This window comes from Microbacterium terrisoli, assembly GCF_030866805.1.
GTDB classification, from domain to species: Bacteria; Actinomycetota; Actinomycetes; order Actinomycetales; family Microbacteriaceae; genus Microbacterium; species Microbacterium terrisoli.
The window spans coordinates 1,191,111-1,216,863 of record NZ_CP133019.1; the positions used below are offsets into that span (position 1 = coordinate 1,191,111).

22 protein-coding genes and 1 tRNA gene are annotated in these 25,753 nt (G+C 68.1%); 8 read left to right on the forward strand and 15 right to left on the reverse strand.

The window, feature by feature from the left end; genetic code table 11:
• Nucleotides 1-51: 51 nt before the first annotated feature.
• Entirely contained in the window at nt 52-900 is an 849-nt protein-coding gene (locus QU603_RS04920) for a LuxR C-terminal-related transcriptional regulator (RefSeq protein WP_308493379.1), read from the reverse strand.
• Between the two features lie 479 nt (nt 901-1,379).
• Complete coding sequence (locus QU603_RS04925; protein ID WP_308493380.1) at nt 1,380-1,901, reverse strand: methylated-DNA--[protein]-cysteine S-methyltransferase; 522 nt, start codon at nt 1,899-1,901, stop codon at nt 1,380-1,382.
• Nucleotides 1,902-2,101: 200 nt separating this feature from the next.
• Between QU603_RS04925 and QU603_RS04930 the strand changes: the two genes are divergently transcribed.
• Nucleotides 2,102-5,812 carry an AAA family ATPase gene (locus QU603_RS04930; protein WP_370655346.1) on the forward strand — a complete coding sequence of 1,237 codons (3,711 nt, stop codon included), beginning with the start codon at nt 2,102-2,104 and terminating at the stop codon, nt 5,810-5,812.
• 319 nt (nt 5,813-6,131) lie between these two features.
• The gene (locus QU603_RS04935; RefSeq protein ID WP_308493381.1) at nt 6,132-6,560 is read left to right on the forward strand and encodes a large conductance mechanosensitive channel protein MscL; all 429 of its coding nucleotides are present in this window, start codon (nt 6,132-6,134) and stop codon (nt 6,558-6,560) included.
• Between the two features lie 77 nt (nt 6,561-6,637).
• Here the strand turns inward: QU603_RS04935 and QU603_RS04940 are convergent, their stop codons facing one another.
• Both QU603_RS04940 and QU603_RS04945 read right to left on the reverse strand, forming a co-directional pair.
• Entirely contained in the window at nt 6,638-6,940 is a 303-nt protein-coding gene (locus tag QU603_RS04940) for an FmdB family zinc ribbon protein (protein ID WP_308493382.1), read from the reverse strand.
• A gap of 12 nt (nt 6,941-6,952) precedes the next feature.
• Nucleotides 6,953-7,549 (reverse strand): 5-formyltetrahydrofolate cyclo-ligase, encoded by a 597-nt coding sequence (locus QU603_RS04945; protein ID WP_308493383.1) that lies wholly within the window; start codon nt 7,547-7,549, stop codon nt 6,953-6,955.
• 32 nt (nt 7,550-7,581) lie between these two features.
• Here QU603_RS04945 and galU point away from each other — a divergent pair, with 32 nt between their 5' ends.
• The 4 genes from galU to QU603_RS04965 all read left to right on the forward strand — a co-directional run bounded on the left by galU (nt 7,582) and on the right by QU603_RS04965 (nt 10,366).
• Nucleotides 7,582-8,466 carry a UTP--glucose-1-phosphate uridylyltransferase GalU gene (gene galU / locus QU603_RS04950; protein ID WP_308493384.1) on the forward strand — a complete coding sequence of 295 codons (885 nt, stop codon included), beginning with the start codon at nt 7,582-7,584 and terminating at the stop codon, nt 8,464-8,466.
• Nucleotides 8,467-8,487: 21 nt separating this feature from the next.
• Nucleotides 8,488-9,117, forward strand: coding sequence for a GNAT family N-acetyltransferase (locus QU603_RS04955; protein WP_308493385.1), 630 nt, complete (start codon nt 8,488-8,490; stop codon nt 9,115-9,117).
• 96 nt (nt 9,118-9,213) lie between these two features.
• Complete coding sequence (locus tag QU603_RS04960) at nt 9,214-10,230, forward strand: large exoprotein (RefSeq protein WP_308493386.1); 1,017 nt, start codon at nt 9,214-9,216, stop codon at nt 10,228-10,230.
• A gap of 60 nt (nt 10,231-10,290) precedes the next feature.
• Nucleotides 10,291-10,366 (forward strand) — tRNA-Ala (locus tag QU603_RS04965).
• Between the two features lie 95 nt (nt 10,367-10,461).
• Here QU603_RS04965 and QU603_RS04970 read toward each other — a convergent pair.
• The 7 genes from QU603_RS04970 to QU603_RS05000 form a co-directional block, all read right to left on the reverse strand.
• Nucleotides 10,462-11,928, reverse strand: a complete 1,467-nt coding sequence (locus QU603_RS04970; protein ID WP_308493387.1) for a DUF222 domain-containing protein — start codon at nt 11,926-11,928, stop codon at nt 10,462-10,464.
• Nucleotides 11,929-11,999: 71 nt separating this feature from the next.
• Nucleotides 12,000-13,355 carry an ABC transporter substrate-binding protein gene (locus tag QU603_RS04975; protein ID WP_308493388.1) on the reverse strand — a complete coding sequence of 452 codons (1,356 nt, stop codon included), beginning with the start codon at nt 13,353-13,355 and terminating at the stop codon, nt 12,000-12,002.
• Entirely contained in the window at nt 13,325-13,945 is a 621-nt protein-coding gene (locus QU603_RS04980; protein ID WP_308493948.1) for an NADPH-dependent F420 reductase, read from the reverse strand. Before QU603_RS04980 ends, QU603_RS04975 begins: the two co-directional genes overlap by 31 nt.
• 21 nt (nt 13,946-13,966) lie before the next feature.
• Nucleotides 13,967-15,172, reverse strand: coding sequence for an FAD-dependent monooxygenase (locus tag QU603_RS04985; RefSeq protein WP_308493389.1), 1,206 nt, complete (start codon nt 15,170-15,172; stop codon nt 13,967-13,969).
• A 124-nt stretch (nt 15,173-15,296) separates the two neighbouring features.
• On the reverse strand, nt 15,297-16,238 hold the full coding sequence (locus QU603_RS04990) for a LysR family transcriptional regulator (protein ID WP_308493390.1): 942 nt from the start codon (nt 16,236-16,238) through the stop codon (nt 15,297-15,299).
• A 48-nt stretch (nt 16,239-16,286) separates the two neighbouring features.
• Nucleotides 16,287-17,225 carry an NADP-dependent oxidoreductase gene (locus QU603_RS04995; RefSeq protein ID WP_308493391.1) on the reverse strand — a complete coding sequence of 313 codons (939 nt, stop codon included), beginning with the start codon at nt 17,223-17,225 and terminating at the stop codon, nt 16,287-16,289.
• A 135-nt stretch (nt 17,226-17,360) separates the two neighbouring features.
• Entirely contained in the window at nt 17,361-18,419 is a 1,059-nt protein-coding gene (locus QU603_RS05000) for a MarR family winged helix-turn-helix transcriptional regulator (RefSeq protein WP_308493392.1), read from the reverse strand.
• A gap of 102 nt (nt 18,420-18,521) precedes the next feature.
• On the opposite strand from QU603_RS05000, the gene QU603_RS05005 reads away from it, so the two are divergent.
• Nucleotides 18,522-19,622: an alkene reductase gene (locus tag QU603_RS05005; protein ID WP_308493393.1), complete on the forward strand. Its 1,101-nt coding sequence runs from the start codon at nt 18,522-18,524 to the stop codon at nt 19,620-19,622.
• Between the two features lie 21 nt (nt 19,623-19,643).
• Complete coding sequence (locus tag QU603_RS05010; protein WP_308493394.1) at nt 19,644-22,169, forward strand: excinuclease ABC subunit UvrA; 2,526 nt, start codon at nt 19,644-19,646, stop codon at nt 22,167-22,169.
• Nucleotides 22,170-22,188: 19 nt separating this feature from the next.
• On the opposite strand, the gene QU603_RS05015 is transcribed toward QU603_RS05010, so the two are convergent.
• The 4 genes from QU603_RS05015 to QU603_RS05030 all read right to left on the reverse strand — a co-directional run bounded on the left by QU603_RS05015 (nt 22,189) and on the right by QU603_RS05030 (nt 25,598).
• Nucleotides 22,189-22,677 carry a carboxymuconolactone decarboxylase family protein gene (locus tag QU603_RS05015; protein WP_308493395.1) on the reverse strand — a complete coding sequence of 163 codons (489 nt, stop codon included), beginning with the start codon at nt 22,675-22,677 and terminating at the stop codon, nt 22,189-22,191.
• Nucleotides 22,678-22,698: 21 nt separating this feature from the next.
• Nucleotides 22,699-23,889: a glycine C-acetyltransferase gene (locus QU603_RS05020; RefSeq protein ID WP_308493396.1), complete on the reverse strand. Its 1,191-nt coding sequence runs from the start codon at nt 23,887-23,889 to the stop codon at nt 22,699-22,701.
• Nucleotides 23,886-24,929 (reverse strand): L-threonine 3-dehydrogenase, encoded by a 1,044-nt coding sequence (tdh, locus tag QU603_RS05025; RefSeq protein WP_308493397.1) that lies wholly within the window; start codon nt 24,927-24,929, stop codon nt 23,886-23,888. Before tdh ends, QU603_RS05020 begins: the two co-directional genes overlap by 4 nt.
• Nucleotides 24,930-25,082: 153 nt before the next feature.
• Nucleotides 25,083-25,598, reverse strand: a complete 516-nt coding sequence (locus tag QU603_RS05030) for an FHA domain-containing protein (protein WP_308493398.1) — start codon at nt 25,596-25,598, stop codon at nt 25,083-25,085.
• Between the last annotated feature and the right edge of the window lie 155 nt (nt 25,599-25,753).

Consider the following 25,753-nt stretch of genomic DNA (forward strand, 5'->3'; position numbering starts at 1 on the left):
CATGGTGATGTACTCGCCACCCGAATTGATGACAGGACTCTCATGAATCGGTCAGGGAAGAATTCCCGCGCGCCGTGCTTTGGCGACAGCGGAATGCCGGGTCGAGGCATCCAATTTCGACATGGCCGCCGCAAGATACGATTTCACCGTCGCCTCTTTCAAGCCCAGCGCGACACCGATCTGCGCATTCGTGGAGCCGACCGCGGCGCAGGCGAGGACATCGGTCTCGCGCGGCGAAAGGGTGATCTCGAGTTCAACGGGGGAGTCGTGGATCGACAATGCCGCCAGCCGCTGTTCGACGAGTGTCAGGCGCTGCCGCAACGCGTCGTCTTGGACGCTCGCGGCGATCTGACGCAATTGCGCGTATGCGTCGCGCAGTTCTTCTCGTGTCGCCGCGGACACCGTCTGCTGGCGTTCGGGTGCGGCGATGCGTGTGAGGCGGCGGGCGACCTCGTCGCGGATGCGCAGCTCGGTGACGACGTCCTCGGCGATCGCGAATGCGGGGCGGGCGGCGAACTCGCCGACGGGGGCCTGCCCCCACGATCCGCAGTACAGCACTCCCCGGGGGGTGCCCGAGACGACGATCGGAACGGCGAACAGCGTCGCGATGCCCTCGCCGAGCACCATGCCGTCGTAGTCGTGTGTGATGCCTTTCGCGGTCCGGTAGTCCAGCGCGAGCCGCGGACGCGTCTCGAGCACTGCGCGACCGCCGAGCCCACGGCCGCGCTCGACCACGAGCGCGTCGAGGTGGTGCGTGCGGGCGCCCGCCACGGCGCTGATGTGCACACCGTCGGCCTGCAGCATGCCGCCGAACGCCACGGGAAAACGCGTGCGTGCGGTCAATTCGCCGACCGCGTGCGCGATCAGATCGACGTCCGGGTCAGCGGGGGCGGCACGCACAGGCAATACCTACTTCCGGGGGTGACGGTCGGACACAGGCGTCTCGTAGGGCCAACCCTACTCGTGTGACGAGCCCCGATCACGCGGTCATCTGTGCGGTGCGCCGTTGCGAACAGTGAACAAGACGCACCGACGTCTTGCCTTTCCGCTCGACGTTCGCGATCACGATGTGGTAGGTGTCGTGCGCGAACCGCAAACGTGGACCGAAGACCGAGCCTATTGGCAGCGATCCCGACGGAGGTCAGGATGCGGCGCATGGGCTGTGTTCAACGTCATTAGCCCTGGGCGCAATTACCACGCCGTCGCCGACTATTACGCGGCGGTGCGTTCTTTCGCGGTCCCCTGAATGGATCGGGGATCTCGGGAGACCGACACTCGGCCGCACTATTCCGCGGTATTCGGAACGCGATCGCGGTGAATATCAGACTTTGATCGGCCCGGACGAGACGCGCCCGGGCCGATCGTGCTCCGTCGGCGGCCTACTCGCCGGCGGTGCGCTCGAGTGCGAGGAGGAACCGCTTGATCTCAGCTCGACCTCCGTACCCGCCGATCGAGCCGTCCGCGTGCACGACCCGGTGCACCGGCACCACGATCGAGAACGGCGAGCGCGCACAGGCGTTGCCGACGGCGCGCGCAGCCCGCGGAATGCCGGCCATCACGGCCACTTCGCCGTAGCCGGCGGTCTGGCCGTACGGGATGTCGCGGACGCGCTGCAGCGCCTCGCGCGCGAACCCGCCTACCAGGCGCCAGTCCAGCGGCAGGTCGAACGCGCGGCGCCGGCTGTCGAAATACTCGTCGAGCTGACGGCGGGCGGCGTCGGCCGCGGCGTCATCGCGGCCCGGCGTCTCGCCCAGAGAACGGGTCAGCTCGGCCAGCTGCTCGCCCACGCCCTGTTCGTCGTCACCCTCCAGCACCTGCGCGCATACCAGGCCGGCATCGGTCGTGGTCAGGAACACGTCGCCGACAGGAGTGGGATGGACCGTGAAGGTGGGGTGGTTCATGCCTCCATCCTGCTCGGCCGTGGGTGCCGCGGGGACTCGCCGACCCGATCCGTGGATGACGGGGGCACGTGCGAGCCCTGTGCAGGAGACGCCGGGTGGAGGCTTCTGGGCCGGTGATCCCGCGAAACTCGGGCGGGGTGCCGGGCTCGCCCAGCAGGGCCGCATAGTGTATCTCTGTGTGGCGAGCTGAAAGCAATGCGGTGGCGGGTGTGCAAGATCCCTCCGCCCCGGCGGTGGTGGCTCCGCACACGCTGCGGCTTGCAGAGCAGGGGGTGACCGTGATGCACGTGGCCGAGCCTGAGCGCGAACGCATCCGCACCCAAGCAGCCATGCTGGGTGGGCGCTCCACCCTGCTGCGCTTCACCGATGCCGGCGATGCGAGCATCGAGATCACCAAAGCCCACCCCGGCAGCCTGCCGCAGTTCATCACCGGGCGCTCGACACTGCTCTCGAACCTCTTCCGCGACGAGGTCGCACTGCGCACGGCGCGCATCGCGGCAGCTCATGTCGCGGCCAAGAGCGTGGAACTGCGCACCGCTCGGGGCCTGGATCTGGTCGCGCTCGCGGTGGGATTGGCCTCATGGTCGGTGGAGGGCGAGTCCTTCTGCGCCCCCGTGCTGCTGCGTCCCACGGCGATCCGTCGGCACCACTCCGATTTCGAGGTCAAGCTCCACGGCTCGTTCGTGGTGAACACCGAGCTGGTGCGTGCACTGTCCGACCACTTCGGCCTCGAGATCGACGGGCGAGGTCTTGCCGAACTGGCGATCGACGGCGGACTGTTCAAACCGCAGCCGGTCATCGATCGACTGCGGCAGCTGACCGCGCACATCCCGACGTTCACCGTGCGCCCGCGGCTGGTGATCTCGACGTTCGGCGACGTGGGCGCACAGCTCGCGCGCGACCTGACGTCGCTGGACCACCCCGTGCTCAACGCCCTGGCCGGACACGCCGACGACCGCGCACGGCTCTCGCTGCGCCGGGATCGGCCCCCGGTGGCCGATCCGGATGACCGGCCTCCGGCATCCGACACCCTGCTGTTGGATGCCGATGCTGAGCAGGAGGACGTGCTCGCGCGGATCACGGACGGGCAGTCGCTGGTCGTGCACACTCTGCCGGGCACCGGTGGCACACAGACCGTGATCAACGCGCTGGGCGCCCTCGTCGACGATGGAAAGCGCGTCCTGGTCGTCAGCGCCCGCCGCTCCACCCTCGAAGGCGTGCGGCATCGCCTTGCGGGCATCGGTCTGGGCGGGCTCGCGGTCTCACCCCGTCAGCTGCGCCGTGACCTCATCCGGGCGATCGGACGCAACGAGAAGGCAGAACAGCCCCGCATCGCCGACATCGATGACGCCCTCGTGCGGCTGCGCACCGTGCTGCGCGACTATCGCGGCGCACTGACCCGCGTGCGCGGAGAGCTCGACGTATCGGTTCTGGACATCGTCCGGGAACTGACCACACTGGCCGCGACCCAGGCACCGCCGATCACGACGACGCGCTTCGACGCGGTCACACTGCAGCGGTTGAAGAACACGCGCAGCGAGGCCGCCGACAAGCTGGTGGCGGCCGCCCGGCTGGGCGAGTTCAGGTACGGTCCCGACGATTCCGCGTGGTACGGCGTCACCTTCACCACGACCGAGCAGGCCCGCGACGCGCATGCCCTGGCCCGCCGTCTGCACCACGAAGACGTGCCGGTTCTGCTCGAGCGCGGCTATGAGGTGATCGCCCAGACGCGCATGCGCCCCTTCCGCTCGGTGGCCGAGCTCGGCGGCTATCTGCGGCTGCTGCAGGGCATTCGCGACTCGCTCGACAGGTTCAGCTCGACAGTGTTCGAACATCCGCTGACCGAGCTCATCCAGGCGCACGGACCGCGGCGCGACGCGCCTGGGCTCAACGGCGCCAGTCGTCGGCGCCTGCGCCGGTTGGCGCGGGAGTACGTGCGACCGGGTGTTCACGTGCTTGACATGCACGATGCCCTCGTGCGCATCCAGCGCCAGCGCACGGAGTGGGAGTCGCTCGCCGAAACCGGAGCAGTGATGCCCGAGGTGCCGGTGGGGCTGGGCGAGGTCAGCACCCTCTGGCAGCGGGCGCAGGACGGCCTGGACCGCCTCGATGAGATCGTCGGGCGCGACGACTCCGCGCGGCTGAGCGCACTGCCTGCTCAGGCGATGGTGCGACGGCTCGGGGCGCTCGCTGCGGACTCGGCGTATTTCGAGAACCTCGTCGAGCGCGCGAGCCTGCGCACGGACCTGGCGGCGCTGGGCCTGGAACCGCTGCTGGTCGAGCTCAGCGTCCGGCACGTGCCCGAAGACCAGGTGCGCGCAGAGCTCGAATACGCATGGTGGCAGTCGGCGCTCGAACACCTGCTGCGCACTGACCGTGCGCTGCTGGGCGCGAACACATCGGTGGTCGACCGGCTCGAGCGCGATTTCCGTCTCGTGGACGAAGCCCATGTCGCGGCATCCGGCCCCCTGCTTGCGGCGCGCCTTGCCACGCAGTGGCGCATCGGCATCGTCGACCACGCGGTGGAAGCCGACGGGCTCAAACGCACGCTGAAGGCGGGCTCGCCCACCCCCGCCGAGTTCGTCCGTGTGGCCCCGGCGCTGTCGGCGACGTTGGCGCCGGCGTGGATCGCATCGCCCTACGAAGTCGTCTCGATTCCCGAAGACGTCGCATTCGACGTGGTGCTGCTGGCCGATGCCGGCGCCCTGTCGTTGGCCGAGGCTGCCCCGGCGCTGCGCCGGGCACGGCAGGTCGTGGCCTTCGGCGATCCCGTGACGCAGCAGCCCACCCCGTTCCGCATCGCGGCCGGCCGACCGCTCCCCGAAGACGAGCCGGGCGAAGACGAGGAACCGTTCGACGCGGTGAGCGTGTTCGAGCGGCTGGCCGAACTCGTGCCCGTCGACACCCTCACCCACAGCTACCGCGCCGGTGGTGAAGACCTCGCCGAACTCGTCAACGAGGCGTTCTACGGCGGCGAACTGGTGTCGCTGCCGTGGGCGGGATCGTATCTCGGGCGCGGGAGCCTGTCGGTGGACTACGTCGAGGGCGGCTCGGGAGTGCCCGATCCCGACACAGGGGCGGTGGAGAGCCCCGACGCCGAGGTCGCGCGCGTGGTCACCCTGGTCGTCGAGCACGCCGTCAATCGCGGCACCGAATCGCTCATGGTCGTCACCGCGAGCGCGAAGCACGCAGAGCGGGTTCGTGCGGCCGTCGATGCGGCCTTCGCCGGACGGTCGGACGTCGCCGATTTCGTCTCGCGCGACACGTCCGAGCCGCTCGCAGTGCTGACGTTGGAAGAGTCGGTCGCCGAGAGCCGCGACCGCGTGATCTTCTCGCTCGGCTTCGGGCTGACACGCCACGGCCGTGTGCTCAGCGATTTCGGCGACCTGTCGGGCCCGGACGGCGAGAGGCTGCTCACGGTCGGGATGACCCGTGCGCGGCGGTCCATGGTGATCGTCTCGTGCATCCGTCCGTCTGCGTTCGACGAGGGACGACTGCAGTACGGGGCGGCCACGCTCATGAACGTTCTGGGCGGCATCGCGGCACGGGCGCGCGAGGCGCGGCTGGAAGACCTGGCCGACCCGCTGACACGGGCCCTCGCCCGCGAGCTGCGGCGGCTGGGCGTATCGGTGGACGTGCACTATCGCGGCCTGCTGCCCCTGGTGGCGCAATACGGCGGCAAGGCCGTCGCGGTCGAGAGCGACCCCGAGGCCGGCACCGGGTCGCTGCGCGAATCGTTGCGGCTGCGCCCGCAGGTGCTGCGACGCCTGGGATGGCACTACGTGCGCGTGCACTCATTCGACCTGTACAGCGAACCGTCCGAGGTCGCGCAGCGCATCGCCGGCATTCTGGGCGTCAGCCCCGAAACGCCGCGGGCGGATGACGACACCCAGCCGATCGATGTCGACTGAGGCGCCGTCGGGGCGGGAGCCCGCGGGGGAGTCAGAGCCTGCGGGGGAGTCGGAGCGCCAGCACATCGTGCACCAGCCTGGTTCGCGCCGCGCGAAACTGACCCCCGCGCCGGGAACGACGGACGAGCCTGTGGCTGCCGATGAGGAGAAGCCGTGGGCGGGCACCGGTCCGAACGACGCGAGCATGCGACGCGAGAAGCCGCCGCACTACTGATCGACCGGCGGGCCGACACGCGCGGGGGCGGACTGACATCGGGACGCCGTTCCCTTATTGTGTGATGCGGCGGTTTCACCACCGTCTCCAGTCGGAGGGGCAGAAATGATACGTGGATTCAAGAACTTCCTGATGCGCGGAGACGTGATCACCGTAGCCGTCGGGCTGGTCGTCGCCTTGGCGTTCAGCACGTTGGTGAAGGCCTTCACCGACTTCGTCATCAACCCGCTGATCGCGGCTGCGGGGGGCGGCAAGAGCTTCGGCCTCGGCTGGCAGCTGGGCGCGCCGGGAAACAAGGCCACCTACCTCGACCTGGGCTCGTTCATCTCGGCGATCATCTACTTCATCATCTTCATGGCGGTGGTGTACTTCGTGATCGTCGTGCCGTTCAAGGCGATCCAGGCCCGACGCGGCGTGACGGTGTTCGGTGACCCGGCCCCCACCAAGACATGCCCCGCGTGCCTGTCCGAAGACCTCCCGGTCGGGGCGAGCAAGTGCCTGCACTGCGGCACGGAGCAGCCTGCGACGGCCTGATCGACACACCGGACGCCCCGCGGATCCGTTCCGCGGGGCGTCTGGTCGTCTGGTCGTGGTCCGGGCCGGTGCGCGTGTCAGGACGCCGGCGTCGACGCGGGCGTCGGTGCGGCCTTCGACTTCTCGGCCTTCTCCGTCTTCGCCGGCGTGGCAGTGCCGCTGTCCGAGCTGTGGCCGTGCCCATGACCACCGGAGGAGGGCGTCTTGCGCGAGTCGGTGCGGTAGAAGCCCGGCCCGTTGAAGGTCACTCCGATCGAGCCGTACCGCTTGCGCAACGCGCCGCCGCACTCGGGGCAGACCGTCAAGGACGGCTCGGCGAAGGACTGCACGGCGTCGAAGGCGTGGCCGCAGTGTTTGCAGGCGTAGGCGTAGGTGGGCATGGATCTTTCCGTTCAGCGCCCGGCGGGCGCGAGTGTGAGGGTGCGTGTGGGCGTGACGACGCCGGTGACGTACTGGTCGTGCACGTCTCGCGGGAGTTCGTCGACGAACTCGCTGTCGTAGATGACGGCATAGACCGGCGGCGGCTTCTCCATCGAGCCGATCGTCTTGTCGAAGTAGCCGCGTCCCCAGCCCAGCCGCATGCCCGTGCGATCCACCGAGGCGGCGGGAATGATCATCAGATCGACGTCGCCGACCGCGATCGGGCCGAGCAGTTCGCCTTCGGGCTCGGTGACGCCCAATGAGGCTTCGTGCTCGGGTGCGTCGGGGTCGGCGACGACCCAGTCCAGCAGTCCGTCCGGGCGCATGATGGGCAGCAGCACACGGATGCCGCGGTCGATGGCGCCGGTGACGAAGCGCCGTGTGCCCGGTTCCATCGGTGTGGACAGGTAGCACGAGACCGAGCGCGCGTCGTGCGCGGCGACCAGCGCATCGAGCTGCCGGGTGATGCCGGCCTCGGCCGTCGTGCGGTTCGCATCGCTCAGCTGCTGTCGGCGCTCACGCCGTTCCGCGCGCTGGGCGCGCTTGGCATCATCGATCCGATCGGGCATATCCCCGATTCTACGGTCGCTAGAGTGGAACGATGCCGCACAAGCCTTTCAAAGCCGTCATCCCTGCCGCAGGATTGGGGACGCGCTTCCTGCCCGCCACCAAGGCGATGCCCAAAGAGATGCTGCCCGTCGTCGACAAGCCGGCGATCCAGTATGTCGTCGAAGAGGCGGTGGATGCCGGCATCCAAGACATCCTGATCATCATCGGTCGCAACAAGAACAACATCGCGAACCACTTCGATTCGGTTCCCGAGCTCGAGTCGACGCTGGAGCGCAAAGGCGACCACGACAGGCTGGCCGAGGTCAAGCACGCCAGCGACCTGGCCGACATCCACATGGTGCGGCAGGGTGAGCCGCTGGGGCTCGGGCACGCGGTGTGGCGAGCCAAGGGGCACGTCGACGACCACCCGCTGGCGGTGCTGCTCGGCGATGATCTGATCGATGAACGCGACGATCTGCTCAAGACGATGCTCGCCGAGTACGACAAGCGCGAAGCGACCGTCGTCGCGCTGATGGAGGTCGATCCGGCGCAGATCCACCTGTACGGCGTGGCATCGGTCGAGCCCACCGACGACCCGGATGTCGTGCGCGTGACAGGAATGGTCGAGAAGCCGAACGCGGCCGATGCCCCCTCGAATCTGGCCGTCATCGGACGCTACGTGCTGCCGCCGGAGGTCTTCGAGATCCTCGAGCGCACCAAGCCGGGCAAGGGGGGCGAGATCCAACTGACCGATGCTCTGCAAGAACTGGCGCACGACCCCGCGCGGGGGGTGTACGGCGTCGTCTTCCGCGGTCGGCGATATGACACTGGCGATAAGCTGGATTACATCAAGGCCATCGTGCAACTGGCCGCTGACCGCGAGGACCTCGGGCCGGAGTTGCGGCCGTGGTTCAAGGAGTTCGCGGCGACGCTGTAGCCGTCCGCCGAAGGGGACCAAGTGGAGCTGTCTGATCCGCATCACCACGGGGCCGTCTCGATCCGGCTGATCCGCCAGAAGGACGCCCGTACGCTGCAGCATGAGCTGATGAGCAATCGCGGCTGGCTGCGCCCCTGGGAGGCGACCAGCCCCGACGGGCCGGTGTCGTTCGACATGCGGCTGGGTGTGCGTCGGCTGCTGCAGCAGTACCGCGACGGCGCCGGAGTGCCCTACGTCATGGAGTGGGACGGTGAGATCGCCGGGCAATTGAACGTCTGGGGGATCGCCCGCGGTTCACTGGCCTCGGCCACGATCGGCTACTGGGTCAGCGAGCGGTTCGCCGGTCGCGGGGTCACCCCCACCGCGGTGGCGCTGGCAACCGACGTGTGCTTCGCCGAGATGCGCCTGCACCGCATGGAGATCTGCATTCGACCCGAGAACAAGCCGAGCCTGCGCGTGGTCGAGAAGCTCGGCTTCCGGTATGAAGGGCTGCGGCGTCGGTACATCCACATCGACGGCGAGTGGCGCGATCACTACGCGTTCGCGCTGACCCGCGAAGAGGTCCCGGAGGGCGTGCTGGCGCGATGGCTGGCCGGACGGGCGCCGCAGGACGCGGCATCCATCCCTCCGGCCGATGCGCTGCCGGCGTGAGCGGGCAGCTGCCCGGGTTCGCCGGGCACACGAGCCTGTCATCCGACACGCGCGCCGCTGAGCCCGGCGCGGCGTTCGGTCGCTTACCGTAATCACATGGGTGGGCAGGTGCTGGGCGGGGGGATCATCGTCCTGGTGACGGTGGTGCTGTGGCTGGTGTATCTGCTGCCCAGCTGGCATCAGCGTCATCAGTACGACGCGGCTGAGCGCAACGCCGTGCGGCTGAACCAGGCGCTGCGGGTGCTCGCCGAGACGAGCGAGACCCCCGACGAGGTGCGTCTGGAGCTGACGGCGCGCACGGCGATGGCTCAGCAGAAGATCGCGCGGCGCGCGCAGGCCGACCGCGAGCACCTGGCACGCAAGGCGCAGGCAGAGCGCGACGAGCTTGCGCGCAAGGCGCAGGCGGAGCGCAACGCGTTGGCCCGCGATGCGCAGGTCGCCCGTGACCGCGTGGCTCGGCGTGAGCTGCTCGCCCGCGAACAGGTTGCGCTGGCACGTGCGGCTGGGCCGCGGCCCACCCCCGAAGGCGGTTCGATCGCGGCCGCCGGACAGGACCCCGTGGCCGGTCGCCGCGCGGCGCGAAGTCGGCTGGCGCGCGTGCGTCGGCGCGTGCGGTTGGCGACGACGATGATCGGGATGCTGTCGCTCGGCCTTGCCGCGTGGGGTGTGTATGCGCTGGCGGCCATGGACATGGTCGTGCCGCTGGTCGCAGGTTCCGCGCTTGCGATCGCGTGCGCGCTGCTGCTCGTGCGGATGGCCCGTGTCGGTGCACGTGCGACGGTGGCGGATGGACAGGTGGTGACATCCTTCCGTCCGCGTGCACGGCAGGCAGCGCAAGACGTCTCGCTCGAGGATGAGCGCGTCTGGCAGCCGCGTGAACTGCCCCGACCGCTGACGGCGTCGGCCGGTTCGCGCGCTGCAGCCGTGTTGGATGCCGCGGACGCCCACGAGCAGCTGCGACAGGCTGCGCTGGACGAGTCGCTGCACGAACGCGCCGAACGGGAGCGTCCCGCGGGGCTGGATGCGGAGCGCGTGGCGCGCATGGGACACGTCGACGATGCCGAGATCGAAGCGCACGTGCGGCAGCTTCTGCACCAGCGCACCGCGGTGTGAAACGACCTCCGCAGCGGTTCTGGCACGGTCTGCAGTCGTGATAACCTTGCTGAGGTTCACGGGCCTGTGGCGCAGTTGGTAGCGCGCTTCGTTCGCAATGAAGAGGTCAGGGGTTCGAATCCCCTCAGGTCCACCATAGAGAAACGCCCGGTCAGACGAGAAATCGCCAGGCCGGGCGTTTTGTGTTGCCCGCGAGAGCGGTTCGTGCGTGCGCCTGTGCACGAAGTCGAATCAGAAGGGCGGGTCGTCACCGCCGGCGTTCTTGCCGTTGTCGGCGGGTGGTACGGGACGCCGGCTCGGGGGTTCGGGGAGCCCGAGTTTGTCGTGGAGGAGTCGGCGGAATGCGTTGTTGGGGTTTGTGGTGTGGTGTCCGGTGGGGTACCGGATCTGGATGGTGCCGTCTTCGCGCCGGTGGTGTTCCAGGAGGGTGACGTCTTTGAGGGTGTGGTCGGGGTCGCAGAGGGGATCGAGGTTGGTGATGTCGGTGGTGCCGCGGGCGGGGCCGTGGTAGGCGCAGTGGTGGTCGATGTCGGCGTTCAGGGCGAGGCGGTGGCAGCCGTCGCGCAGGCAGGTGCCGAAGGTGAGGGCCAGCCACGCGCGTTGCGCGGCCGTGGCTGTGCGGGATCGGCGGTCCATGTCCAGGATGACGCCGGTGACGGGGTCGGTGATGACCCGGGTGAATGCGCCGGCCTCCAGCAGGGTCTGCCGTGCGGTGGCGTCGTCGATGGTGCCCTGCCCGGGGATCAGGCAGTCCCGGTTCAGATCCAGCCCCGCGGGCGGTGCGGTCCCGGTCCGGGTCTTGGTGTTGCGGGTGCGGACGGTGGCGCGTGCGTCGGGGGTGAGTTTGTTCAGCGGGATGGTGACGAACACTTTCGTCGTCACGATCGGGTGGTCGGTGTCTTCGCGGGTGAGCAGGGCGGTGGCCAGGTCTGCGCGGATCTGTTCCCGGGTGCGGCCGTCCCGGTCGGTGTCGGTCATGTCCTTGGCGGTCGCGGTCAGGGAATGGTCGATGGCGTGCGCGGTGCGGGTGGGCATCAGCAGGTGCAGCCACGACATCCCATCGTCGGCGTCTTCCACGTACACGCAGCGTTTCGCGTGCGCGTCGGCGTGCCGGTCGGTGCGGGTGCGGGCGGTGAGCTGGTCGGCCAGCTCCCTCGCTTTGCGTTTCGTGTAGGACGCGGAGGCGCCCACCCCGACCGCGGTCATCACCTCGTCGAAGATGATCAGCAGGTCGGGGCAGGCGGCGAACGCGTCGGCCTGGGCGAGCAGACCGTTCACGTGCGCGATGGTCAGAAAGCCCTCACGGGCCGCGTGCCACGCGTGCGGCAGGTCTGTCCGGGCACGGTCGGCGGTCCCGGCCAGGGACCGGACCTGGTGTTCGGTCAGACACAGTCGGGACGCGGCCTCCCCGGCCGCGCACCGCACCGCGAGCTCGCCTTCCCCGCCCAGCAGCCCGACCGGGTCACGCCGCCGGGTGCGGTCCAGTCTCTTGCCCAGCGGATCATCCGCGTCCACGTCCGCCCGAACATAGACCTCCGGGTTGTTCCGTGCGAACGCGAGCGCATCGGCGAGCGCCTCACACCGGGCCGCGTCCCGCCGGTTCGACTCGTACTGGACCGCCTCGGCATCCTCGAACAACGCATTGAGCACGAACACGTCGTCCACCCGTACGGTGTCGGTGTGCTCGAGAACATCCATACCCACAGTCTAGCACAGACATTCGATACTCGGAAGTGCCCAGACTCGAATATTCGTCTCGTACGGCGTGATCAGCCGAAGGCCTGGACCGTGTCGTAACCTTTGCCGTCGTACTTCTGCACGACAACCTGTGACACCGCGGGGACACCGTCCTTTGTCGTGTCGATCGCTGCGCCGGGCAACATGAACGAGGCGTGGAAGTCGGAGATGCTGCGCAGCGCCGTCATGAAGCTCTCCCGGGTGGGCTCCTTCATGTTCTCAAACGCCTGTTGCAGTGTCTCGGCGGCGATCCAGCTCCACACGCACTGCGGGAACGCGGGGATGCCGTCCTGCTTCGTGTACTCAGCGAGCGCCGACATGAAGCTCTTGCCTGCGTCGCTGTCTTGGAACGCGGGGCTGGCCGCGGCTTCGGCGAAGGCGGTGGTGTAGATGCCGGGGAACGCCGCACCGCCGCCAGGCTCGAGGATCGCCTTCGGACTCGAGGTGTTCGCGGGCAGGAACCAGCTCGGCTTCCATCCCAGTTGCTGCGCCTTCTGCAGCGACGAGATCACCAGCGGGGTGATCGACATGGCATTGAAGAAGACATCCGCCCCGGTGTCTGCCAGCTCGGTGAGCTGCGCGTCGACACTTGTATCGGTCGTCTCGTATGTCAGCTCTCCGACGATCTGGATCTCCGGGTGGTCGGCGATGGCCTTCTTCAAGCCCTCGACGTAGCCCTTGCCATAGTCGTCGTTCTGCGACAGGACCGCGACCTTGTGCGGCTGGCCCGATGCGACCAGTGCTTTGCCGAACGCTTCTCCCTCCTGCGGGTAGGTCGGTATCAAGCCGAGCTGCCACGGGCTCTCCTGGCGATCGCTGAACAGCTTGTCGCCCGTGGTGACAAGCACCTGCGGGAACTTCCTCTGAATCGCTGCCTCACGCCATGCGCGATTGGTCGGCGTGCCGAGTCCGATGCCGGCGGCGAACACGTCGCCGGAGGCCATCTGCTGGAAGTTGGCGTTCGCCTTCTGCGGGTCGTATTGGTCGTCGTAGGTCTTGATCTGAATCGTGCGTGTCTTGCCGTCACCGAATGTGATGCCGCCAGCAGCGTTCTTCTGCCCGAAGTAGGCGAGTGCACCATCTGCCGTGCAGGCGCCGACGCCGGCCGAAGCGCCGCTCAGCGGTGTGGTGATGCCGAACGTGAGCGTCGTGTCGGTGATACCCGGGCTGGATGCGGAGCCGCCGTCGCTCGTCTGAGGCGTTTCACCGCCGCGCGCACACCCGGTGAGGATGAGCGCGACCGCTGATGCCGTGGCGATAAGACCGACGGCTCTCTTCGTCTTGCGCGTGTTCATGCCTGATCTTGCCTCTCTGATTCGGTTTCCTCCGGCGACACCGCTGTCGTCGAAGTCTCTACTTATGTCATCAGCGCGAACCCGGACTCCCATCGGGTCTTTGCGAGCGCTGCCAAGGTGATTTGAAGAAAGCCCATCGCCTCCAGTTCCCGCGCGCGCGAAAGAGGACCGGCGTCGACGGCCCTCATTCCTGCCGCTTCGACCAGATCCATCACGGCGATCTTCGCGTCGGCATCATCTCCGGCCACGATGACCGTCGTGTGCATTCCGCCATTGATGCCGGTCGTCAACGTTTCAGCGAAATTTATGTTGAACGCCTTCACGACGGCGGCGTTCGGAACGGCCTCGGCAATCTCAGCCGCAGCGGAGGAATGCGCAGGAACGGTCAATCCATCGAACGTGACGAACTCGATGGGGTTGCTGATGTCGATGACCACTTTTCCGGCCAGTCGATCACCATATCGTGCGAGTACGTCTGGGATTGCCGCGTACGGAGTCGCGATGACCACGAGTTCACCGGTGAGTTCATCGCCCATCACCGCATACTCGACGTCGTCGCGCTCGATTGTGGCGCCGACGCCGGCCTTTCGCTTGAGCAATTGAATATGCGCATGCGCTCTCGAAGCCACATCGGCAATTGCCGAGCCCATTTTTCCGGTGCCGATGATGCTGATCGATGTCATACTCACAACGCCCTTCTTCCCCTAATATGATCGCGTCAGATATTTTTGGGCGACGGCGGCCGCATCGTAGTCGAAGATGAAACTCCTGCGGAAGTCGCGCCCCGCTCGCATCTCCGCGTCGCGTCTGCGCAGATCCTCGAACTCAGCCTGCGAGTCGCGCTGCGAGCCGCTCCTGCGGGAATTCGCCTGGACGATCGCCGTTCGCTGCATGCGCGCTGACGTATAGCGCTTGAATGCGGTGACGATATCGTTGGAGTTCCTGACTTCGCCCACGAACATTGCAAGGGTGACGCTGTCTTCAAGTGCCTGGTTCACCCCTTGGCCGGCGTGGGGCAGCATCGGGTGGGCCGCGTCACCCAGCAGTGTGACTCGCCCTCGCGTCCAGTTCCTCAGAGGCTCTCGGTCGTAAAGACCCCACCAGAATGTCTTGTCGATTCGTCCGATGAACTCGCGTAGACGTGGGTCCCATCCGTCGCCTGCGAACTCGGCGGCCAACTCGTCGACGTCTCCGGCGGCGGACCACGATTCCTTGAGAGGCTTATCGCTCGAGACGAATCCGACGTAGTTGAACAGTGTGCGATGGCGCAGCGGGTAGCACATGAAATGCTTGTCCTTGCCCATCCAGATCTGAATCTTCATGGGCCAATCTTTGGGCAGAAGGCTCGCGTCGAGCACTCCGCGATAGGCGATGGATCCTGAATAGACGGGGTTCGACGGCTGCGTGATCGACTCTCGCACGACTGAATGTATTCCGTCCGCGCCCACCACGGCGTCGAATTCAGCATCCGTGCCATTTTCGAATTCGAGACGTACGCTCGTGTCGGAAGCACGAATCGACGTCAACCTGTGACCTGTGTGTACCGTGCCGCTGGGAAGCTGCCGGGTCAGCATGTCGACGAAGTCAGCTCGATGCATGCCGAGGGTGTGGTATCGACCCGACGAATCTGAGTAGGCTCCCTCGGCGATGATCCTGCTGTCGGCATTCCTGTAGAGGTCAGGTCCTTCCATGACAGCGCCTGCGAGCTTGGTCTCGTCAAGCAGCCCGAGGCGGTCGAGAACGCGCTGACCGTTGGGGGCGACTCCGAACCCGGCGCCCACTTCGGCAATGTGCCGCGCCTGCTCAAACACGGTGACCTGGACGCCCGCGATCCTTGTGAGCGCTATCGCGGCGGCGAGGCCCCCGATCCCGGCGCCAATGATTGCGACTCTGACCGTGTGATTTGCCATCGGCTCTCCTCGATTGCGGGAGTCGCGCGACACCTTCATCGCGCGCCACTGGCAGCGAGCGTATGCGGCGTCTACACCCTCCTCAACGGGCTGGCGTCGATGGATGTATAGAGTTCTTCAATGGCTACTGCGTCGGCCCGACCGGGTCCGGAGCCGACGTCAGCCGGCGCAGCCAGCTTGCCAGCTCGTTGGCACCTTCCGACCCGTCGTCGCCGGGTCGACGGACCAGACCGATCTCGGCTTGGGCCGTCGGGCCGCTGACGGGGAGCTCGACGAGTGGGGCCATGACGGCACCGTGGGCGTAGTGAGGGATGAACGTCGCCACGATGCCCAGACCTGCTTCCGCCGCCAGGACGCGAGCGTGCAGGCCGTCGACCTCGATGACGGAATGTTCTCCGGTGATGCCGCTCTCGCGGAGGAACTGCCGGTAGTAGATCGATTCGAGGCCCGAAAGAGGGCCGGAGATCAGGCCTGCCTTCGCGATGTCCTCGACATCGACGGACTCTTGCTGGGCCAGGGGATGGGAACTTGGGGCGAGAAACCTCAGAGGCGCCTCGTGCAGGAGCTCGAAGGATGCATCAGGGGGCAGTTGCCACTTGAGCACGTAGGCGAGGTCGGCTTCCCGGTCCAAGACCGCTTGGGCGTACTGGCCGCTGTGACCGAATCGAAGAGAGAGCAGGATGCCGGGGTGTGCTCGGCAGAACGGAGCAATCACCTGGTCGACGAAGTATCTCTGTTCAAACGCGATGCTGGCTCCGATGCGTACCCTGCCGCGTCGACCGTGGTGCAGGTCGTTGAGCGATTCTTGCAGCGACTCTTGCTCACGGAGCATGAGGAGGGCGGAGTGGTACACCTCTTTGCCCGCAGGCGTCAGGTGTATCGCCCGCTGCTCATACCGGAGAAGGTCGGAGCCGAGCGCCTTTTCGAGCTCTGCCACATGGTGTGAAACGGTGGGCTGCGCAAGGTGGAGGTGGCGGGCGGCGGCCGAATAGCCGTTGCGTTCGACGACAGTGGTGAAGATCCGCAGCCGGAAGAGATCGAGCGCCTGAAGGTTGCTGGATCCCATTGAGCAATCCTAAAGTAGTTCGTTCGCGTCGGCCCGTGCCGATAAGAGTCAGGCAGCGGGCGGGACGATGACGATCTTTCCGTGGACCTGGCCGGCCGCTGCCTGCTGGTGGATCGAGGGAAGGTCGCTCAGCGGAGCGTGCCGGGCGATCTCGACATGGAGCTCTCCGCTGTCGATCAAGGCGACGATGCGCGAGAGCAGGCCGGTGTCGGGGCGAACGAAGAGCGTGGTCGCACTGACATCACGCTGCTCGTCGCCCGGGGTGGGGAGGGCCGCTGTCGTGGACACGACCTTCCCGCCGTCGCGGACGCGGGTGACCAGAGCGGTGAATTCGTCGGGGCTGACCAGTGCCAGGTTCAGCAGCAGGTCGACGGGTTCGCCCACCGCGTCGGGAACCGTGCTCGTCGTGTGGTCGATGATCTCGTCGGCACCGGCTGCGCTCACGACCTGCCGGCTCTGTGGGCTGGCGGTGGCGATGACGTAGGCGCCGGCGCGTTTGGCCAGTTGCACGGCGTAGCCGCCCACCGCACCGCCGGCGCCGTTGATCAGCACCCGTTGGCCGGACTGCAGCTCACCAGCCTCGTACAGCGCCTGCCAGGCGGTGAGGGCGACCGAGGGCACGCCGGCCGAATCGGCCAGCGGAATGGCTGTGGGAGCCGTGACGAGGACGTCCGCGGGGGCGATGACATACTGCGATGCCGAGCCGTCTGCGGCCATGGGAAGGAACCCGATGACGCGCTCACCCACGGTGAGGTCGTGCACTCCCTGACCGATCGCATCGATCGTGCCGGAGACGTCGTAGCCGGGAGTGTGGGGCAGGGCGATCGGCAGCGGCAGGAAGCCGGCGCGGATGGCGGCATCAGCCGGGCTGAACGCCGATCCGGCGACCACGATGCGGACCTCTCCTTCGCCGGGATCGGGTCGTTCGGCGTCTTCGTAGCGCAGAACCTCCGGGCCGCCGGTCTCGTAGAACCGAACTGTCTTCATGATGTCGTTCCTTCTTGTCGAGGGGAATGCGCGTGGCGCACGATCGTGCCGTCAGCCCGTGTGAGAGGTGAGCGGCATCCGGTCAGCATACATCCAAACGGAACAAGAAATCCGTTTATGAGACGGAAGATGACGTCAAGCCCCGGATGCGGAGATGCCGCGCAGAAAGAGCGTGCGCTGCTCGGCGGCCGCCTCGTCCCAGCCCGGCGTGTTCGTCAGCGGCCGGGCGAGCATGGCACCGAAGCGCACGATCGCCTCACGCGTGACATCGTCGCGGACGGTGCCGTCGGTGTGGCCGCGCTCGACGATCTGGTCGAGGAGCATCTGCAGCCGTCTGCGCTGTGTCGTTGATTCGACGTCGTACGCCATGGGTGCCCCGTGCAGAGGAAGTACGAACTCATCTCGGCGGGAGAAGGTGCGGCTCAGATAGCGGTCCACCGCCTCCCGGCCCGATTCTGCGGAGGCCAGCGCATCCTCGGCCTCGGCGGCGAGGATGCGGTAGGCGCGGGCCTGCATGGCCTCCAGCAGGGCCTCACGAGTCGGGTACCGACGGTAGAGCGTCCCCACGCCGACGCCCGCTGCGGCGGCGACCTGCGCCACGGTGACAGATGCATCGTGGCCGAAGCCTGCACGCACCGCGGCGGCGATCACGCGTTCCGCGTTCTGCGCGGCATCCTTGCGCAGTCGCCGCTGAGGACCGGCAGGGGCGGAGGTGCGTGCGGGGTCCGGTGCGGCTGGATCCTGGGCGGGTTCGCCGTCGCCCAGCAAGGCGGCTTCCAACACTGCGAGCACCGCCAGCGCCCGGCGGCGTTCAGCCACGGTCAGCGGGCCGGTGGTGAGTCGCTCCAGCTCGCGCCAGGCGGCTTCGACCTTGGGGCGCAGCAGTCGACTCTTCGGGGTCGGCGAGACGATGATCGCGCGACGATCGGCCGGCGAGGGTGCCCGGGTGACCAGACCCGCCTTCTGCAGGCGGGCGACGCTGCGCGTCAGGCTCGGCGCATCGGACTCCGTCGCGGCGGCGAGGTCGACCATCCGCTGCGGCCCGTTCGTCCACAGCGTCATCAGCACCAGTTCCTGTCCCGGATACAGGCCGCCCTCACGCAGGAGGCGGCCGGCGATCGCCTTGTGGGCGCGGGCGACGCGGAAGATCGCGTGGCTCACCGGCGCCATGGTGTCCAGTCCTTGATCGCTCACAAGCCAAGCGTAGGTCAGAGAAGTTGCTCGAACAAGGAATACCGTCCCAAAAGCAGTTGTTCGGCTAACCATTGCATCCGAATGGAAGATCAAGGAGATCTCATGCCCACCGCATTCGAGCCGCTGACCGCCGGTGCCCTGAAACTGCGCAACCGCATCGTCATGGCGCCGATGACCCGCAGTCGCGCCTACGGCACCCTCGCCTCCGCCGATATGGCCACGTACTACTCGCAGCGCGCCGAGGCGGGGTTGATCATCACCGAAGGCACCCAGCCCTCTGCCGTCGGGCAGGGGTATCCGGCCACACCGGGCCTGCACTCGCCGGCGCAGGTCGACTCCTGGCGTCCGGTCACCGACGCCGTGCACGAGGCCGGCGGACTGATCGTCGCTCAGCTCATGCACGTCGGTCGGATCGGCCACCCCCGCAACGCTGAGGCGGCCGGCAACGGCGCGCTCAGGTCGGTGGGGCCGTCTGCGGTGCGCCCCGCCGGGCAGATCTTCACTCCGGAGGGACTGCAAGACATCCCCACGCCCGAGGCGTTGACCGGCCAGGGCATCGCCGAGACCATCGGCGACTTCGTCACCGCTGCGCGCAACGCGATCCAGGCGGGATTCGACGGTGTGGAGGTCCACGGCGCCAACGGCTATCTGCTGCACCAGTTCTTCGCCACCAATGCCAATCAGCGCACCGATGACTGGGGCGGGTCGATCCAGAACCGCATCCGTTTCGCACTGGAGGTCACCAGCGCCGTCGCTGCCGCCATCGGCGCCGACCGCACCGGCATCCGGCTGTCGCCGAACAACGGGCTCGGCGACACCGTGGAGGCCGACTACGCCGAGCTGTATCCCGTGCTCGTGCGCGAGCTCGGCACGATGGGACTCGCGTACCTTCACCTGGTCGAGGCGGGCGACCCCGCGCTGACGCCGGTGCTGCGCGACATCTGGCCGGGTGCATTCCTGCTCAACCCCGCCGGGGGACGCGACCTCGCCGTGCAGACGGCGCGACTGGATCTGGTCGCGACGGGGGCGGTGGATGCCGTGTCGTTCGCTCGGCTGTTCCTGTCGAACCCCGACCTGGTCACACGCCTGAGCATCGGCGCCGAGTTCGCCGAACCCGATTTCAGCAAGTCCTACGGCGGCGACCGCACCGGCTACACCGACTACCCGACGCTGGTCGAGCAGGGGGGTGCCGTCCGCGTCTGACATGACGGCTAACGTGGCGGCATGAGCGCTTTCACGGGTCGCGGCTCGGATCCTTCGCCGACGTCGGCCGGCCGACCCGACCGCATCGCGGTGCGCGGGGCGCGCGTGCACAACCTCAAGAACGTCGATGTCGACATCCCCCTGCAGACGATGGTCGGCATCGCCGGCGTCTCAGGATCGGGTAAATCGTCGCTGGCCCTCGGCGTGCTGTACGCCGAGGGCTCTCGTCGCTATCTCGAGGCTCTGTCCACCTACACGCGTCGCCGTATGGCGCAGGCGTCGCGTGCCGACGTCGACGCGGTCGAGCACGTTCCCGCCGCTCTCGCGCTGCGTCAGCGTCCGGGTGTTCCCGGTGTTCGGTCGACGTTCGGCACGTCGACCGAACTGCTGAACGTCCTGCGGCTGATGTTCTCGCGTCTCGCGTCGCACGTGTGCCCGAACGGCCACCGCGTGCCGCCGACGATCGATGTGGCCGCCGAGGTCCCGATCTTCTGCGCGGTCTGCGGCGCGCGCGTGCAGCCGCCGGGCGCCGAAGCGCTCTCGTTCAACTCGACGGGCGCGTGCCCGACGTGTCAGGGCACGGGCGTGGTCAGAACGGTGGATGACGCGACCCTCGTGCCCGACCCGTCGAAGTCTCTCGACGCGGGAGCGGTGGCCCCGTGGCAGATGTTCGGCTTCAACGTCCAGCCTGACATCGCCCGCGAGTTCGGGGTGCGCACCGACGTGCCGTGGTCCGAGCTGACCGATGCCGAGCGGCAGATTGTGTTGGACGGACCCGCCGAGAAGAAGCACATCACGGTCACCAGCCGCAAGGGCATCCACGAGCTGGACTTCACGTTCCGCAACGCCCGGCTGACGGTCACCGAAGAGCTCAAGCGCGCCGACGGTCCGAAGCGGCTGGCGCGGGTCAGTCGGTTCCTGACGGAGGGCACGTGCCCCGACTGCCTCGGCACGCGCCTCAGCCCCGCCGCGCGGGCGCCTCGCATCGGACAGCAGAACCTGGCCGAGGTCACGGCGATGCCGCTGGATGAGGTGCTGGCGTGGGCGCCGCAGGTCTCGTCCACCGTCGGGCCCGATATGCAGGCGATGGCGCGGACCTTGATCGACACCCTGCAGGGGATGGCACGACGCCTCGTGCAGCTCGGTCTCGGGTATCTCGCCCTGGACCGTGCCGGTTCGACACTGTCGACGGGGGAGCGGCAGCGCGCCCAGCTGGCACGTGCCGTGCGCAATCGGACGACCGGTGTGCTGTACGTGCTGGACGAGCCGTCGATCGGCCTGCACCCGGCGAACGTCGAGGGCCTGCTCGGCGTGATGGGCGACCTGATGGCCGACGGCAACTCCGTCGTGTTCGTCGACCACGACGTGCAGATCCTGCGCCGCGCCCAGTGGCTCATCGAGATCGGACCCGGCTCGGGAGCAGAAGGCGGCACGGTCGTGGTGGCCGGGAGCCCGGTCGACCTCGCGCACGCACCCGAGTCGCTCATCGGAGGCTTTCTCAGCGGCGATCAGCAGGTTGTCGTGCGTGATCGTGTGGCGCCGTCCGCCGCATTCGACCTCGGACGCATCCACCTCGAGACCGCGGCGATCCATACCGTGCATCCGCTGGCGGTCGACATCCCCGTCGGCCGACTGACCGCGGTGACCGGCGTCTCGGGCTCGGGCAAGACCACGCTGGTGCTCGAGTCGCTCGTGCCGGCGCTGGATGCGGCATCCGACCACCATGCAGCGCCCGCCCACGTGCGCGTCATCGATGCGCCCGATCTCATGAAGGTCCACGTCGTGGACGCCACCCCGATCGGCATCAACGTGCGCTCCACCGTGGCCACGTACTCCGGCGTGATGGATGATCTTCGCGCCGCGTACGCCGAGGTGCCCGCCGCGCGGGCCGCGGGTCTGACGGCGTCGGATTTCTCCTACAACACCGGGTCGCTGGCCTGTCCGCGCTGTGAGGGCACGGGGGAGATCTCGCTGGACGTGCAGTTCCTTCCCGACATCGACATCGTCTGCCCCGTCTGCGCCGGCACGCGGTTCGCGCCGCGCGCGTTCGAGTTCGTGCGGGACGGGATGCCGCTGCCCGAGCTGTTGCAGCGCACGGTGCGCGAAGCCCTGGAGCTGACCGCGGACCTGCCGCGGGTGCACCGCAGACTGACCGCTTTCGACGAGCTCGGCCTCGGATACCTGACCCTCGGCGAGTCCACGCCGGCGCTCTCGGGCGGTGAGGCGCAGCGCCTGAAGCTGGTCACGCAGATGCATCGCAACCAGTCCGGCGCGGTGTTCGTGCTCGACGAACCGAGCGTGGGCCTGCACCCGCTCGACGTGCGCACACTGCTGAGGGTGCTGCAGCGGCTGTGCGAGCGAGGCGCCACGGTGATCGTGATCGAGCACGATCTGGACCTCATCGCCAACGCCGACCACGTGATCGATCTGGGACCCGGCGGCGGTGCCGACGGCGGGCGCGTGATCGCGGTCGGCTCGCCCGAGCAGGTGGCCGCCTCGGCGACCGCCACCGGGCGTCACCTGTTGCGGCATCTCCGGCCGGAGTAGCCGCAGCCGCCCGACGGCCTCAGCGGATGAGCTCTCCGTTCGCGTCCCGCGGGCGGACGGGATGCTCGCTGAGGATCGAGATGCGGTTGAACAGGTTGATCGTGGTCGCCAGCCACTCCGTGGCCGCGAACGCCTCATCGCCGAGCACGCCTCGTGCCATGTCGAGGTCTGCGTGGGAGTCCTCTGACAGCGGCAGTCGGGTGGCAGCCTCGGCGACGGCCAGCACCGCAGCCTCGCGGTCGGTGAACAGCGTCGACTCGCGCCATGCGGGCAGCAGGTCGAGCTTCTGCTGGGGGATGCCGGCATTGCGCGCTTCGCGCGCATGCAGGTCGAGGCAGAACATGCACGCATTGATCTGGGACGCGCGGACCTTGACCAGCTCGGTCTCGGCGACGGACAGGCCCATCCGCGACGCGTTGTCGGTGACCGACGCCGAGAGCGCCGAGGCCGCCTTCCACGCTTCAGGGGCGACTTTGTCCAGATAGGGGCGGTCCGGATACGGGGGCATGATTCTCCTCATCGGTCGTCGTCAGCCTTGCACGGTGCCGGCCTGCCGGGCCTCGGTGAACGCCTGCACGCACCGTCGGATCTGCTCTTCGGTGTGCGCAGCCGACAGCTGCACGCGGATGCGGGCCTTCTCGCGCGGCACGACGGGAAAGCTGAACGCGGTCACGTAGATGCCGCGCGCGCCCATCTCATCGGCGATGCGCGCGGTCAGCGCCGCGTCGCCGAACATCACCGGCACGATCGGGTGCTCTCCGGGCTGCAGGTCGAAGCCCGCCTCGGTCATCAGCGTGCGGAACAGGGCCGCGTTCGCGGTGAGCCGTGCGCGCAGATCGTCCGAGCCTTCGAGCAGGTCGATCGCCCGCAGCGTGCCCGCAACGATCGCCGGTGCCAGCGTGTTCGAGAACAGATACGGCCGCGCACGCTGACGCAGCACGTCGACGATCTCACGACGCGACGAGACGTATCCGCCGCTGGCACCGCCCAGCGCCTTGCCGAACGTGCCGGTGTAGATGTCGACCCTGCCCTCCACACCGCACAGCTCGGGAGTGCCGCGACCGTGTGCGCCGATGAATCCGACCGCGTGCGAATCGTCGACGAACACGAGCGCGTCGTACCGGTCGGCCAGGTCGCAGATCTCGGCGAGCGGGGCGATGTAGCCGTCCATCGAGAACACGCCGTCGGTGACGATGACCCGGAACCGGGCGTCGGCGGCAGCTTGCAGCTGCGCCTCGAGGTCTGCCATGTCGCGATTGCGGTAGCGCAGTCTGCGAGCCTTGCACAGTCGGATGCCGTCGATCAGCGACGCGTGGTTCAACTCGTCCGAGATGATCGCGTCCTCGTCGGTGAACAGCGCTTCGAACACTCCGCCGTTGGCATCGAAGCACGACGAGAACAGGATCGTGGCCTCGGTTCCCAGGAACGAGGAGACCCGTCGCTCGAGCTCGAGGTGCTGCTCTTGCGTGCCGCAGATGAACCGTACCGACGCAAGACCGTAGCCCCAGGCATCCAACGCCCCCTTGGCCGCCTCGATCAGGCGCGGGTCATCGGCCAATCCCAGGTAGTTGTTGGCACAGAAGTTCAGGACCTCGACGCCGTCGGCGGTGATCTCCGCCTGCTGGGGGCCGGTGATGCCGCGTTCGCGCTTGGTGAGGCCCGCCCGCTCGATCTCTTCGAGGACGGATGCCGCGTGTGCGGCGTAGCGGGTGGAAGTCATAGCTGCGTCCAATCCAGGATGATCTTGCCGGTGGCGCCGGCCGCTGCCGCGTCGAATGCCTGCTGCCAGTCGCGGGCCGGGAAGCGCGCGGAGATGATGGATGCGATCGCCGCACGCAGCGTGGCGCTGGTCTGCAGCATCGCACCCATGGCGTTCCACGTCTCGAACATCTCGCGGCCGTAGATTCCCTTGACCGTCAGCATGTGCGTGACGATCTTTCCCCAGTCCACGGCGAACGGGCCCGAGGGCAGGCCCAGCATCGCGATGCGGCCGCCGTGGTTCATGTTCTCGATCATCTGCGGCAGGGCGGCGGGCGCGCCGCTCATCTCGAATCCCACGTCGAAGCCCTCGCGCATGCCGAGGGCCCGCTGCGCGTCGGCGATGTCGGCGCGCGAGACGTCGACGACCTGGTCGGCGCCCATGTGCACGGCCATCTCGAGTCGCGGCGCGCTGACGTCGGTGCCGACGATGAAGCGGGCGCCGACGTGGCGGGCCACCGCGATCGCCATGAGGCCGATCGGGCCGCAGCCGGTGACCAGCACGTCCTCGCCGACCACGGGGTAGGTGAGGGCGGTGTGCACCGCGTTGCCCAGCGGGTCGAAGATCGCGCCCACATCGGGCTCGATCGACTCGTGGTGCACCCACACGTTGCTCGCCGGCAGCGACAGGTACTCGGCGAACGCACCGTCGCGCTGCACGCCCAGTCCCTGCGTGCGGATGCACATCTGACGCCGTCCCGCCCGGCAGTTGCGGCACGTGCCGCACACGATGTGACCTTCGCCCGAGACCTGGTCGCCGACCGCGACGTCGCGCACGCGCTCGCCGATCCAGGCGACCTCGCCGAAGAACTCGTGACCGGGGGTCAGCGGTGTCGTGATGGTGGAGGCGGCCCAGTCGTCCCAGCGCAGGATGTGCAGATCGGTGCCGCAGATGCCGGTCCGCAGCACGCGGATGATCACATCATCCGGGCCGGCGGTGGGATCGGGGCGGTCGATGAGTTCGAAGCCGGGTCCCGGCTCGGGTTTGAACAACGCCTTCACGGTGCCTCCTGGTCGAGGATTCGACGGGCACAGTGTCGGGCTTGTGGCGCCGGTGCCCTGCGCAGACAAATCTAGTCGGTCGCGGGGCAGAACCAGGATGCCGCGCAGCGCTCGATCGCGCGCCCGGCATCGATGCGCGATCAGTGTGCGGCGTCAGTGTGCGGCGTCGCTGTGGGCTTCGGTCCGCTCCCGGGCCTCGGCCTGCATCTCGGGCGTGATCACCGGATGCGAGCCGGTGTAGTCGGGCCGTCCGGGTTGATGCGTGTCGTGCGCACCCTCGCCGCCCTGGCGGCCGCCGTACGGCAGGCCGTGGTCGGCGAATTCGTCGCGCATGAACACGAACGCCCAGTCGCCGAGCACGAAGCGCGCGCCGGTGCGCAGGATCTCACCGCGCCGGCCGCCGATCGTGGGGATCGGCTCGTGTCGAGCACTGGTGGTTCCTGCGCCGTGCAGCACGAGCACGTACTCGTCGCGCTCATCGTGGAGCACCTGGGCGTGCAGGGGATCGAGGCCCGCGAGGGTCACCTCGACCTCGCCCGATGACCCGATGCGCACCAGATCGCGGTCCAGAGGAACCTCGCGGTGGCCCTCTTCGCTGCTCACGATCAGGTGCGGATGCCCGGCACCCCAGGCACTGTGCGTAGTGGTCGGAATGTATCGCTCGGCCATGATCGCTCCTCACTCGTCGGCGAGTCGGATTCCCCTCAGGATAGGCCCGTTTGACGGCCCCGGGACCGGAATCCGACCGTCCTTCCCGGGCGCCCGGCACGGGCCTGCGCTGCTGAGGATTCGGGCGCGCTCGCGCCCGCGTGGCCCGGTTCGAT

What these genes read in the sequence shown, in the direction of transcription:
- QU603_RS04925 (WP_308493380.1), bottom strand. Translation starts at nt 1,901, where the DNA reads ATGAACCACCCCACCTTCACGGTCCATCCCACTCCTGTCGGCGACGTG.
- QU603_RS04935 (WP_308493381.1), top strand. Translation starts at nt 6,132, where the DNA reads ATGATACGTGGATTCAAGAACTTCCTGATGCGCGGAGACGTGATCACC.
- QU603_RS04940 (WP_308493382.1), bottom strand. Translation starts at nt 6,940, where the DNA reads ATGCCCACCTACGCCTACGCCTGCAAACACTGCGGCCACGCCTTCGAC.
- QU603_RS04945 (WP_308493383.1), bottom strand. Translation starts at nt 7,549, where the DNA reads ATGCCCGATCGGATCGATGATGCCAAGCGCGCCCAGCGCGCGGAACGG.
- galU (WP_308493384.1), top strand. Translation starts at nt 7,582, where the DNA reads ATGCCGCACAAGCCTTTCAAAGCCGTCATCCCTGCCGCAGGATTGGGG.
- QU603_RS04960 (WP_308493386.1), top strand. Translation starts at nt 9,214, where the DNA reads ATGGGTGGGCAGGTGCTGGGCGGGGGGATCATCGTCCTGGTGACGGTG.
- QU603_RS04970 (WP_308493387.1), bottom strand. Translation starts at nt 11,928, where the DNA reads ATGGATGTTCTCGAGCACACCGACACCGTACGGGTGGACGACGTGTTC.
- QU603_RS04975 (WP_308493388.1), bottom strand. Translation starts at nt 13,355, where the DNA reads ATGGGAGTCCGGGTTCGCGCTGATGACATAAGTAGAGACTTCGACGAC.
- QU603_RS04980 (WP_308493948.1), bottom strand. Translation starts at nt 13,945, where the DNA reads ATGACATCGATCAGCATCATCGGCACCGGAAAAATGGGCTCGGCAATT.
- QU603_RS04985 (WP_308493389.1), bottom strand. Translation starts at nt 15,172, where the DNA reads ATGGCAAATCACACGGTCAGAGTCGCAATCATTGGCGCCGGGATCGGG.
- QU603_RS04990 (WP_308493390.1), bottom strand. Translation starts at nt 16,238, where the DNA reads ATGGGATCCAGCAACCTTCAGGCGCTCGATCTCTTCCGGCTGCGGATC.
- QU603_RS04995 (WP_308493391.1), bottom strand. Translation starts at nt 17,225, where the DNA reads ATGAAGACAGTTCGGTTCTACGAGACCGGCGGCCCGGAGGTTCTGCGC.
- QU603_RS05005 (WP_308493393.1), top strand. Translation starts at nt 18,522, where the DNA reads ATGCCCACCGCATTCGAGCCGCTGACCGCCGGTGCCCTGAAACTGCGC.
- QU603_RS05010 (WP_308493394.1), top strand. Translation starts at nt 19,644, where the DNA reads ATGAGCGCTTTCACGGGTCGCGGCTCGGATCCTTCGCCGACGTCGGCC.
- QU603_RS05015 (WP_308493395.1), bottom strand. Translation starts at nt 22,677, where the DNA reads ATGCCCCCGTATCCGGACCGCCCCTATCTGGACAAAGTCGCCCCTGAA.
- QU603_RS05020 (WP_308493396.1), bottom strand. Translation starts at nt 23,889, where the DNA reads ATGACTTCCACCCGCTACGCCGCACACGCGGCATCCGTCCTCGAAGAG.
- QU603_RS05030 (WP_308493398.1), bottom strand. Translation starts at nt 25,598, where the DNA reads ATGGCCGAGCGATACATTCCGACCACTACGCACAGTGCCTGGGGTGCC.